This is a genomic window from Williamsia sp., from assembly GCF_016462415.1.
GTDB lineage: Bacteria > Actinomycetota > Actinomycetes > Mycobacteriales > Mycobacteriaceae > Williamsia_A.
On the sequence record NZ_JAEMTF010000132.1, the window covers coordinates 1 to 11,633 of the forward strand.

Here is an 11,633-nt window from a genome sequence, read left to right on the forward strand (position 1 = left end):
CCCCAGAACCCGGCACCCCAGAATCCGACACCCCCGACCCAGACACGGCCCACCCGGCGCCCGGGCCCTGGCACGACGGAGTCGCGACCTGGTGCGACGCCCGGATCCGCAAGATCAGCCGTCGTGCCCGCGGCGCACACTGGGCCGCGGCCCAGGAAGTCGGGGGACTCACCGTCGACACCGGGGACGCACAGGCGCGGGCGATCGTGCCCGGGCCCGTCGGCGACCTGGACAAACGAATCGCCCGGCTCCAGATCGGCGGCACCGACGTCGACGGCGACCTCGCGGCCGATTCCCTGCCGCCCGGCGAACTGATCCTCTGGATCAACCCCACTCTGGACATGACCGTCGGCAAGCTGGCCGCGCAGGTGGGCCACGCGTCGATGCTCGCGGCCGGGCTGTTCGACACCGCCGACGCGCAGCGCTGGTGGCGTGACGGATGCCCGTTGCAGGTCGCCGCCGCGACCGAGGCGAGGTGGTCGGATCTGCTGCGCCGGGGCCCGGATTCGGTGGCCGCCGTTCGCGACGCCGGCTTCACCGAGGTGGCCCCGGGCTCGGTCACGGTGATCGCCGAGCGCATCGCGACCGCCCACTAGGCTCGCACCCATGAGTGAACTACCCGACTGGGCGCAGGATCTGGATCTGCAACCGCATCCCGAGGGTGGGTGGTTCACGGAGACGTGGCGCAGCGACATCACCCTCCCGACGAGCGTTCTCCCCGAGGACTATCCGGGCGAGCGTGCGGCGGGGACCGCCATCCTGTTCCTGCTGCCCGCAGGCGTGGAATCGGCGTGGCACACCGTGCGCGGTGCGGAGATCTGGCTGCACCACCGCGGTGCCCCCGTGGAGCTGATCCTCGGTGGCACCGACGACGCGCCCGGCGCGGAGACCACCATCGTGCTCGGCCCCGACATCGCCGCAGGCCACCGTCCGCAGCACGTCGTACCGGGCCACGAGTGGCAGCGGGCACGCTCGCTCGACGACGCGGCGTCGTTGGTCAGCTGCATCGTGGTCCCCGGCTTCGACTTCGCCGACTTCCGCCTCGTCTGAGACCGACGGGCACCCGGGGAGAGTCGGACCACCGCCACGACCCCGACGTGCGGCACGATGGGGGAGTGCCCGACAGCGACGTATCACCGACGGACCTTCCCGCCCCGGACCTCGATCTGCTGATCGACTTCACCGACGTGACCCTGGTCCGTGACGGTTCGACCCTGGTCGGCCCGATCACGTGGCAGGTGGAACTCGACGAGCGATGGGTCGTCATCGGCCCCAACGGGGCGGGCAAGACCTCGCTGATGCGGATGGCGGCCGCCGAGACCCACCCGAGCTCGGGCTCCGCGGTCCTGCTCGGTGAGCGCCTCGGTCACACCGACATCCGAGACCTCTCGACCCGCATCGGCGTGACGTCGTCGATGTTGGCCGAGCGGATCCCCGACCACGAGCTCGTCACCGATCTCGTGATCTCGGCGGGCTACTCGGTGCTGGGTCGCTGGCGCGAGGACTACGAGGAGGTCGACCGCGCGCAGGCGGTGGAAACCCTCGAATCCATGGGTGCCGAGCACCTCGCCGATCGCCGGTTCGGGACGTTGTCGGAGGGCGAGCGCAAGCGTGTGTTGATCTCCCGGGCCCTGATGACCGATCCCGAGCTGCTGCTGCTGGACGAGCCCGCGGCCGGCCTCGACCTCGGTGGACGGGAGGAGCTCGTGGCCCGGCTCGGGGTGCTCGCCGCCGATCCCGACGCCCCCGCGACGGTGCTGATCACCCACCACGTCGAGGAGATCCCCGAGGGGTTCACCCACGCGCTGCTGCTCAAAGAGGGTGGGGTGGTCGCCCAGGGGCTGCTCGAGGACGTGTTGACCGCGGAGAACCTGACCGCGGCGTTCAGCCAGAACATTTCGCTCGACCGGCTCGACGGCCGCTACTTCGCCCGCCGCGCACGCCGCGCAGGCGGACATCGACGGGCCCGGGCATGACCGGTCCGGGCCCGGGCTTCGTCCCGGTCGACGATCCCGAGTCCGTACCCGTCCGCGACGCCGCGACGGTCGTGGTCATCCGCGACGTCGGCGACACCGATTCGACACCGGGCGGGATCGAGGTGTTCCTGATCCAGCGGGTGCAGGAGATGGCCTTCGCCGGCGGCATGACGGTGTTCCCCGGCGGCGGGGTGGATGCTCGCGACGCCGAGGCCGACGTCGCCTGGACAGGTCCCGACCCCGGCTGGTGGGCCGACCGCTTCGGCGCCGACGAGGCCACCGCCCAGGCGCTGGTGTGCGCCGCGGTCCGGGAGACCTTCGAGGAGTGCGGTGTCCTGCTCGCGGGCCGGACCCCCGACTCCGTCCTGGACGACGCGACGCCGTATCACCCGGCGCGTGCGCAGCTGGTGGACAAGACGATATCGCTGGCCGGTTTCCTCCGTGAGAACGATCTGGTCCTGCGCTCTGACCTGATCGTTCCTCTGGCGCACTGGATCACGCCGTTGGGTGAGCGCCGTCGCTACGACACACGGTTCTTCCTCGCCGCGCTCCCGGGCGGGCAGGAGGCCGACGACCGGACGACCGAGGCCGCGTCGGCGACCTGGCACCGCGTTGACGACATCCTCGCCGAGTGGGAGGCGGGTCGGGTGTTCCTGCTGCCGCCGACGTGGGCGCAGCTGCAGGAACTCCGACGGTTCGACACCGTCGCCGAGGCGCTGGCCGCACCCCGCGAGATCACGATGATCCAGCCGACCATCATCTCCGACGGTACGAACGTGCGCATCGAGTTCGACGGCGTGGAACGCTACAACCGCGAGTGATGTTCGCGGCGCGGTCCTACCAGATCCGAACCCGTTGCGCCTCCGGCAGATACAGCTTGTCGGTCGTGGCGACCCGGAAGGTCGAGTAGAAGTCGGGCAGGTTGCGAACCACCTGGTTGCAGCGGAACTCGCCGGGTGAGTGCGGGTCTGTGGCCAACTGCTCGGCCAATGCCGCGGGGCGGTCCTTGCTCCGCCAGATCCGGGCCCAGGACAGGAACAGATCGGTCAGGTCCAGGTTCTTCGTGCCGTCCTTCTCGGCCGCGATCTTCGCCGCCGACAACGCGATCGACAACCCACCGAGATCGGCGAGGTTCTCGCCCACGGTCAGCGCGCCGTCGACATGTTGGTCGGGCTTGAGTCCCCCGGGCACCAGCGAGTTGTACTGGGCGATGAGCGCATCGGACTTCTTGGTGAAGGCGGCCCGGTCGGCCGGGGTCCACCAGTCCCGCAAGTTGCCGTCGCCGTCGTACTGCGATCCCTGGTCGTCGAAGCCGTGGCCGATCTCGTGTCCGATGACCGCGCCGATGCCGCCGTAGTTCACCTGGGTCTCCGCGTTCGGGTCGAAGAACGGGGACTGCAGGATCGCCGCGGGGAAGACGATCTCGTTGAACGTCGGGTCGTAGTAGGCGTTCACGGTCTGCGGCGTCATCTGCCAGTCGTCCTTGTTGACCGCCGTGCCCAGCTTGGCGACCTGACGCTTCGACTCGAATCGGTAGCCCGAGCGGTAGTTCGCGATGACGTCGTCGCGCACGATGGCGACGCCCGAGTAGTCCCGCCACTTGTCGGGGTAGCCGATCTTGACGTTGATCTTGCCGAGTTTGTCGAACGCCTCCTTGCGGGTGGCGTCGCTGAAGAAGTCGATCGTGGTGAAGCTGCGCCGGTACGCCTCGAGCAGGTTGCCCACCAGCGCCCGCGCCTGGGTCTTCGCCTCACCCGAGAAGTGCTCGGCCACATACTTCTTGCCCAGGGCCTCGCCGAGCAGGGTGTCGACGAGCGAGACGCCGCGCTTCCAGCGTTCGGGTTGTGCCTCGACACCGTTGAGCGTCTTGGAGAAGAAGTCGAACCGTGCATCGGCGAACGCCTTCGGGAGGTACTGCGCATACGAGCGCAACACCGAGATGCGCATGTAGTCGCGCAGGTCGTCGATGGGGGTGTCGGCCCAGACCCTGGCGGCGGTCGCGTTCGCCTTCGGTCCGGTGACCACCACCCGCGCGAGCTGCTCGGTCGTCGCACCGATGCCCGCACGCCATGCCTCCCAGTTCATCCCCGGTGATTCGGCGGCGAACTGGGCCCAGGTGCGTGGGTTGTAGGTGGCCTTGGCGTCGCGGCTCTCGACGTTGGTGAGGTGCCCCTTCGCGACGGCGGTCTCGATGGCCATCACCCGGGTCGCGACACCCTCGGGGTCGGGGAGACCCCCGAGACGGGCCAGGGTGGCGAGGAACGCCACGTACTTGGTGCGGATCTCGGCGTAGCTGTCCTCGCGGTAGTAGGACTCGTCGGGCAGACCGATCCCGGACTGCACGACGTTGGCGACGTAACGGGTGGCGTTCTGTTGGTCCGGGGCCACGTAGAAGTCGACGATGCCGGTGCTGCCGGCGGTCGACAGCTCGGCCAGTCCCCGGGTCAGGTCGTCCTTGGTGGGCGCCTGCGTGATCGCGGTGAGGATCGGGGTCACCGGTGTCAGACCGGCCTTCTCGATCGCCGTGGTGTCGAGATAGCTCGCATAGAGATCGCGGATCTTGGCGTCGGAACCCGACGCGGAGGAATCGATGCCCTCGATGATGGCCTTGAGGTACTTCTGGGCCTCGTCGTTGAGTTCGTCGAACGTGGAGAAGCTCGCCTTGTCGGCCGGGATCTGATAGCTGCGGAGCCAACTGCCGTTCACGTGGCGGAACAGATCGTTCTGCGGGGTGACAGCCGCGTCGAGCCCGGACAGGTCCGGCGTCACCTTCTTCGCGGGCGTGGAACTGTCGCCGCATGCGGCCACGACCCCGATGGTCGCCAGCGCCCCCAGGGAGGCGAGAAACGTACGGCGTCCGATCAATCCGGTCTGCTCGTCGGTGCGGGCACTGCGCTGAGTGGTCACTGCGTGTCGTCTCCGGTCGTGTCGTCGGTGGATGTGTCGGTGTCTGTCTCGAGTCCGTCTCGATCCGCCCACTCCAGGAGCGTGTCGAGACGGAAAGCCGTGTCGTCGATGTCGGCGTGGAGATCGCCGAGGCGCGCGAAGCGATCCGGGACGGTCGCGATCGTGAACTCCCGCGGGTCGACCTCGTCGATCTCGCTCCACTCGATCGGTGTGGACACGGTGGCGTCGGCGTTCCCGCGGACCGAGTACGCACTGGCGATGGTGTGGTCGCGGGTGTTCTGGTTGTAGTCGACGAACACCGCCGTCGGATCACGGTCCTTGCGCCACCAGGTGGTGGTGATCTCGTCGGGGTTGCGGCGCTCGACCTCCCGCGCGAACGCCAGCGCAGCCCGTCGGACATCGGTGAACGACCACTCCGGCTCGATGCGGACATAGACGTGCAGCCCGGACCCGCCGGAGGTCTTGGGGTAGCCACGGATGCCGAGCTCGTCGAGCACCTCGTGGGCGATGTGGGCGGTGCGCCGGACCCTGTCGAACGGGCAGTCCGGCATCGGGTCGAGATCGATGCGCCACTCGTCGGGCTTCTCGGTGTCGAACCGCCGGGAGTTCCACGGATGGAACTCGACGGTAGACATCTGTACCGCCCAGATGACGCTGCCCAGCTCGGTCACACACACCTCGTCGGCGGTCCTGCCGTATCGAGGGAAGTAGATCTCGACGGTCTCCAGCCAGTCCGGTGCGCCGCTGGGGATGCGCTTCTGGTGGACCTTCGCACCCGTCACTCCCTTGGGGTAGCGGTGCAGCATGCAGGGGCGATCGCGCAGGGCCCGGACGATGCCGTCACCGACCGCGAGGTAGTAGTTGACGAGGTCGAGCTTGGTCTCGCCGCGGGTGGGGAAGTAGACGCGGTCGGGACTGGAGATCCGAACCGTGCGATCGCCGACCGACAGCTCGACCGGCGCTCCGGCGGATTCCGATGCCATTTATCGACCCTAAGGGAATGCGGCCCGGAGCGCGGCACACTGGGCGGCGAAGAACTCGCGGGAGACCGCCGCGCGGGGCGCGAGCGCGTCGAATCCGTGGAAGGCGCCCGGGACGACGTTTGTCTCGCACGCGACGCCCGCATCTCGCAGCCGCTGCGCGTACACGAGGTCCTCGTCGTGGAAGAGGTCGTGGTCGCCGACGCCGATCCATGTCGGTGGCAGGCCGGTGAGGTCGGCCCGGCGGGCGGGTACCGCGCTGACGGGGTCGGTGTCGCCGAGGTAGGACGACCAGCCATAGACGTTGCTGCGCCCACTCCACAGCCGGTGGTTGCGGACGGCGGACGTCTCGGGGGAGGTGGTGCGGTCGTCGAGCATCGGGTAGACCAGCAGCCCGAACGCCGGTCGGATGTCGCCGATGTCGTGGGCCCGTGCGATGAGCGCGGCCGCCAGACCACCCCCGGCGCTCGCACCGCCGACGGCGATCGCGTCCGCGTTCACCGTCGGCTGCGCGGCCAACCAGGACAGGGCGGCGAGACAGTCGTCGAGAGGCGCGGGAAACGGGTTCTCGGGTGCGAGGCGGTAGTCGACCGCGGCCACCGTGATGCCGAGCTCGCTCGCGAACCGGGCGCAGATGAGGTCGTCCTGCACCGCGCTGCCGATGACGTAACCGCCGCCGTGGATCCACAGCAGCGCGGCGCCTGCGGTGTCGTCCACCGATGCCGTCGAGGCCGGCGGGCGATGGACGCGGACCGTGGCGTGCGCCGAGACCGCGATCGTCTCGACACCCTTCACCGCCCGTAGGGCCACGAGCTTCGTCGCCGCACGCAGGAGCGGCACCGTGCGCGCGCTGACCGGGTTGGTGGGCAGGACGCGGTGAATGCGACGCAGGTCCGGATGAACGGCGTTGGTCGGCACCATCGGAGACTATTCCGGCGACGGGCGTGTCCGAGGAGGGTTCGGGGCATTCCCACGGACTCCCGTCGGCGCCGCGCCCCGACGGTGTGGAATGGCTCGCACACCCGGTAGCCTGCCCACATGCCTGAATTCGTGACCTTGGAGACCAGCGCCGAGTACCCCGGCGTGGGGACCATTCTGCTGAACCGGCCGCCGATGAACGCGCTGAGCCGTCAGGTGCAGACCGAGCTGGCCGACGCCGCTCGCGCGGCCACCGAGGACGACGCCGTCAAGGCTGTCGTCGTCTACGGCGGACCCAAGGTGTTGGCCGCGGGCGCCGACATCAAAGAGATGAACGACATGACCTTCGCGGAGATGAGCAAGGTCGCCGGTCGGTTGCAGTCCGGTCTCGGCGCGATCGCGGCCATCCCCAAGCCCACCGTCGCGGCCATCACCGGGTACGCGCTCGGCGGCGGCCTCGAGGTCGCGCTCGGTGCCGACCGTCGCATCGCCGGCGACAACGCAAAGCTCGGTGTGCCGGAGATCCTGCTCGGCGTCATCCCGGGCGGCGGCGGGACCCAGCGCCTGGCCCGGCTCATCGGTCCGTCGCGGGCCAAGGACATGGTCTTCACCGGACGGTTCGTCGGCGCTGCCGAGGCGCTGCAGATCGGACTGGTCGATGAGGTCGTCGCACCTGACGAGGTCTACAACGCGGCGATGACGTGGGCGTCGCAGTTCACGAAGGGCGCGAGTGTTGCGCTGGCCGCGGCGAAAGCCGCCATCGACGAGGGCCTCGACACCGACCTCGACACCGGACTGAAGATCGAGGCGCATGTGTTCGCATCGCTGTTCGCCACCGACGACCGCGCCATCGGCATGAAGTCGTTCGTCGAAAACGGGCCCGGCAAGGCCGAATTCACCGGGAAGTGAGCTGACTCCATGACCGCATCTCCGCATGATCCCGCTCCCAATCCGCACGCGACCGAGGCGGAGGTGAAGGCCGCACTGCAGGACACCAAGCTCGCGCAGGTGCTCTACCACGACTGGGAAGCAGAGACCTACGACGAGAAGTGGTCGATCTCCTACGACGAGCGCTGCATCGATTACGCCCGCGGTCGCTTCGACGCCGCGGGTGCGACCGAGTCGCTGCCGTACGGACGCGCACTCGAACTCGGTTGTGGCACGGGCTTCTTCCTGCTGAACCTGATGCAGTCCGGGGTCGCCGAGCGTGGCTCGGTCACCGACCTCTCGCCGGGCATGGTGAAGGTGGCCCTGCGGAACGGAAAGAACCTCGGACTCGACGTCGACGGCCGTGTCGCCGACGCCGAGACCATCCCGTACGAGGACGACACCTTCGACCTGGTGGTCGGACACGCTGTCCTGCACCACATCCCCGACGTCGAGCAGGCGTTGTCGGAGGTTCTCCGCGTACTCAAGCCGGGCGGCCGGTTCATCTTCGCCGGTGAGCCCTCGACCATCGGCGACTTCTACGCACGCTGGCTGAGCCGCGCCACCTGGGCGCTCACCACCAACGTGACCAAGTTCGGACCGCTGTCGGCGTGGCGACGTCCGCAGGCCGAACTCGACGAGTCGTCGCGCGCCGCCGCGCTCGAGGCCGTTGTCGACATCCACACCTTCGATCCCGCCGAGCTCGAGGCGATCGCGACCCGCGCAGGCAGCGTCGCGGTCTCGACGACCACCGAGGAATTCGCCGCGGCGATGCTCGGCTGGCCGGTCCGCACCTTCGAGGCGGCGGTTCCGCCGGAGAAGCTCGGATGGGGCTGGGCGCGTTTCGCGTTCGGCGGATGGAAGCGACTCACCTGGCTCGACGAGAACGTGCTCCGCAAGATCGTCCCGCCGAAGTTCTTCTACAACGTGGTCATCACCGGGCTCAAGCCCTGAGGCGGGTCCGTACCGCGACCCGGGCCGGCTGAGATGGGTTACGACTTCGCGCTCGACGACGTCTCCTATCTGCGTTCGCGTCTCGGTGAGAAGGCGTTGGTGACGGCGCAATCGCTGGAGCTGCGTCCGGAGACGTTGATCTCCGACCTCGCCGTGCTGCGGTCCCGGTATCCGGGTCGCGAGGCCGCGCTGGTCGACACGATTCGGTCGCGTCGAAAGGCGGCGGGCAAGCTCCGAGACCCGGAGCGCCTGTTGCTCACCGACACCGCGGTCCAACAGGCCACCACGCGGACGGTCGCCGCTCACCGTGCGGCCGACCTCGCGGCGAGGTTTCCGGGGGCGGTGATCCATGACGTGACGTGCTCGATCGGCGCCGAACTCGCCGAGCTCGCCGCCCAATCCGGCCTCGGCCCCGTCCTGGGCAGCGACATCGACCGCGTGCGGTTGGCCATGGCCGCGCACAACGTTCCCGACGCGACCCTGCTCGCCGCGGATGCGTTGACGCCCACCAGCACCGCAGACGTGGTGATCGCCGACCCGGCGCGTCGCACCAGTGGAGGATCGCGGACCTTCCGGCTCGACCAGTTGCAGCCGTCGCTGTTCGACCTGATGACGACCTACGCCGGCCGACCGCTGCTGGTGAAGAGCGCGCCGGGGTTGGACTACCAGTTGCTGCGGGATCGGTACGGGTACACCGGCGAGGTGCAGATCACCTCGTTCGACGGCGGTGTCCGCGAGGCCTGTCTGTGGACCGGCCGCGAGTTCTCCGATCGCCGTCGTGCAACGGTGATCCGTTCGGACGGAACCGGGTTCGAGATCACCGACGCCGACGGTGATGGGATCGCACCGGGGGATCCGGGGACCTGGATCATCGATCCGGACGGTGCGGTGGTGCGCGCCGGGCTCGTCCGGCATTACGCCAAGCGGCACGATCTGTGGCAGCTCGACGGCCAGATCGCCTACCTGACCGGTCATCACGTGCCCGCGGGGGATCGCGGGTGGCGGGTCCTCGAGTGGTCCGGGTTCTCCGAGAAGCATCTCAAACGTCGCCTGGCCGAGCTGGACTGCGGTGTTCTCGAGATCCTCGTCCGCGGTGTCGAGGTGGACCCCGACAAACTGCGCGGACGTCTCAAACTCCGCGGCTCACAGTCGATGGCGGTCGTCATCACCCGCATCGGCAGGCGGGGTGTCGCGTTCATCTGCGAGGCGGGGGTTCGGGCCGGGCCGGCCGGCATCAGGGCGTAGATTCGCGAGGCATGGACGAGTCGGGACCCAGTCGGACGGCGCTCGCGACCGCGTACGCCCGTGCGTACCACCAGATGGTCGACCGCCCGCGCATCCTGACCGACCCGTACGCGGCTCGCATCCTCGGGGTGACGCCGGAAGAGCTGTCCGCGATGGGAGAGCGGTCCGGGGATGATCCCGGTGGTGGGGCGATGCGACGACCGCGGCGCCTGTTCTTCGCTGCGCGAGCACGTGTCGCCGAGGACCGTGTCGCGGCGGCCTGGGAGCGCGGTGTGCGCCAGGTCGTCGTGCTCGGTGCGGGTATGGACACGTTCGCGCTCCGGAATCCGCACGCGGGGCTGCGGGTGTTCGAAGTGGATCATCCCGCGACTCAGACCTGGAAGCGCCGCCGTCTCGCCGAGGCCGACATCGACGTCCCCGAGACGGTGACCTATGTGCCGGTCGACTTCGAGACCGATCTCCTGGCAACCGAATTGGAGTCGGCGGGGATGAGCCGGACGGATCCGGCGGTCTTCGTGTGGCTCGGTGTCGTGTACTACCTGACCTCGGACGCAGTCGATGCGACGCTCGACCACATCGCCGGTGGGGCCCGGCCGTCCGAGGTCGTGTTCGACTATCTGCAACCGCCGACCGGTGACGAGGACGTGTCGCGGCTTCGAGAGCGTGCGGATCGTCTCGCGGCGGCCGGAGAGCCCTGGTTCAGCTATTTCACACCGGGCGATCTCAGGGCGAAGCTGGCCGGTCTCGGCTTCGGTGAGGTCGACGACCGGTCCGCCGCCGAGGTGATCGACGAATACATCGGTGGCACAACGGATGTGCAGGACGACAACCCGCAGGCACTTCGCGCCAGCCGAATCGTGAGTGCTGTGCGACGGTGACCGCAGACAAATCGGTTCGGACAAGGAGTGACGATGCAGATCTCATCGAACGGTGCAGCGGTGTCGGGTGATCGCGTCAGGGGGTCCTGGGCGCTCGCCGGTCTCGCGCTGCTGCTCGGAGCCGCCTTCGTGGTCGCGCCGGTGTGGTTGGCAGGCGGCGGGCACGGTGGAGGCTTTTTCGGTAGTGCGGCGTTGTCGCGCTCCGTCGGGGACGAATTCGTCGCGTTCTGGCACACGAGCGATCAGTCACTTCCGGCGGGGATGGACGACCTGGTGCAGTACTGGATGCGCTATCACGTCGCGAAGGCCGCTCTGGCAGGCCTGTTGCTGATCGCGTTGGCTGTGTTGGCGGCCCGGCTGTGGAGACCGAGTGTGGACAGCACGATCCCTGCCCGCCGTCGACGCATGGCCGGCGTGGCGGGAGCAACCGCGACCGCGGGTGGCTTCGGCGCCGCACTGCTGCTGATGGCCAACGTGCAGGGTGCGGTCGCGCCGTTGTCGTCGCTGCTCTCACTGGTGCCGTCGGCGAGCGATGATCCGGCCGTGGGGCAGGTGCAGGCGCAGCTGACGCAGCAGCTCCGAGCCGGCAGCGGGCCGCACCCGGCACTTGCGCACATGGTCGACGACTTCGGCACCTACCACGCAGTGTTGGCGGCGTCGGCTCTTGTGCTGGCCTGCGTCATGGTGGTGGTCAGCGTGGTCGTCGGACGGTCGTTCGTGACGACACCTCGGTCGGATCGAGCTGTCCGACGCACCAAGGCCCTCACGAGTGCGAGTCTCGCGATCGTCGGAATCGGTGTGATCATCCTGGCCGCGGCCAACATCGGCAACGCCATCGATCCCGCCCA

Annotated in this window: 12 protein-coding genes; 9 read left to right on the top strand and 3 right to left on the bottom strand. The window is 68.9% G+C overall.

What is annotated here, in order from left to right:
• The 4 genes from JHC79_RS21025 to JHC79_RS21040 form a co-directional block, all read left to right on the top strand.
• Nucleotides 1-596 (top strand): aminoacyl-tRNA hydrolase (locus JHC79_RS21025; protein ID WP_296394512.1); only part of this gene is annotated, 596 nt, incomplete at its 5' end.
• A gap of 10 nt (nt 597-606) precedes the next feature.
• Nucleotides 607-1,050 carry a cupin domain-containing protein gene (locus JHC79_RS21030; protein WP_296394514.1) on the top strand — a complete coding sequence of 148 codons (444 nt, stop codon included), beginning with the start codon at nt 607-609 and terminating at the stop codon, nt 1,048-1,050.
• Between the two features lie 65 nt (nt 1,051-1,115).
• Nucleotides 1,116-1,976 (top strand): ABC transporter ATP-binding protein, encoded by an 861-nt coding sequence (locus tag JHC79_RS21035; RefSeq protein WP_296394516.1) that lies wholly within the window; start codon nt 1,116-1,118, stop codon nt 1,974-1,976.
• Complete coding sequence (locus tag JHC79_RS21040; RefSeq protein WP_296394518.1) at nt 1,973-2,797, top strand: NUDIX domain-containing protein; 825 nt, start codon at nt 1,973-1,975, stop codon at nt 2,795-2,797. Before JHC79_RS21035 ends, JHC79_RS21040 begins: the two co-directional genes overlap by 4 nt.
• A gap of 16 nt (nt 2,798-2,813) precedes the next feature.
• Here JHC79_RS21040 and JHC79_RS21045 read toward each other — a convergent pair whose 3' ends face one another.
• Genes JHC79_RS21045 through JHC79_RS21055 form a run of 3 tightly spaced genes read right to left on the bottom strand, consistent with a single transcriptional unit; the run spans nt 2,814 to nt 6,781 of the window.
• A complete protein-coding gene (locus JHC79_RS21045; protein WP_296394520.1) occupies nt 2,814-4,883 on the bottom strand; it encodes a M13-type metalloendopeptidase in 2,070 nt (689 codons plus the stop codon).
• A complete protein-coding gene (ligD, locus tag JHC79_RS21050; protein WP_296394521.1) occupies nt 4,880-5,866 on the bottom strand; it encodes a non-homologous end-joining DNA ligase in 987 nt (328 codons plus the stop codon). The genes JHC79_RS21045 and ligD overlap by 4 nt, the downstream gene beginning before the upstream one ends.
• 9 nt (nt 5,867-5,875) lie before the next feature.
• Entirely contained in the window at nt 5,876-6,781 is a 906-nt protein-coding gene (locus JHC79_RS21055) for an alpha/beta hydrolase (RefSeq protein WP_296394525.1), read from the bottom strand.
• Between the two features lie 120 nt (nt 6,782-6,901).
• Between JHC79_RS21055 and JHC79_RS21060 the strand changes: the two genes are divergently transcribed.
• The 5 genes from JHC79_RS21060 to JHC79_RS21080 all read left to right on the top strand — a co-directional run.
• Nucleotides 6,902-7,690 carry an enoyl-CoA hydratase-related protein gene (locus JHC79_RS21060; RefSeq protein ID WP_296394527.1) on the top strand — a complete coding sequence of 263 codons (789 nt, stop codon included), beginning with the start codon at nt 6,902-6,904 and terminating at the stop codon, nt 7,688-7,690.
• Between the two features lie 9 nt (nt 7,691-7,699).
• The gene (locus JHC79_RS21065) at nt 7,700-8,662 is read left to right on the top strand and encodes a class I SAM-dependent methyltransferase (protein ID WP_296394529.1); all 963 of its coding nucleotides are present in this window, start codon (nt 7,700-7,702) and stop codon (nt 8,660-8,662) included.
• Between the two features lie 33 nt (nt 8,663-8,695).
• Entirely contained in the window at nt 8,696-9,907 is a 1,212-nt protein-coding gene (locus JHC79_RS21070) for a class I SAM-dependent methyltransferase (protein ID WP_296394531.1), read from the top strand.
• An 11-nt stretch (nt 9,908-9,918) separates the two neighbouring features.
• Nucleotides 9,919-10,785, top strand: coding sequence for a class I SAM-dependent methyltransferase (locus JHC79_RS21075; RefSeq protein ID WP_296394533.1), 867 nt, complete (start codon nt 9,919-9,921; stop codon nt 10,783-10,785).
• Nucleotides 10,786-10,818: 33 nt separating this feature from the next.
• Nucleotides 10,819-11,633 (top strand): hypothetical protein (locus tag JHC79_RS21080; protein WP_296394535.1); only part of this gene is annotated, 815 nt, incomplete at its 3' end.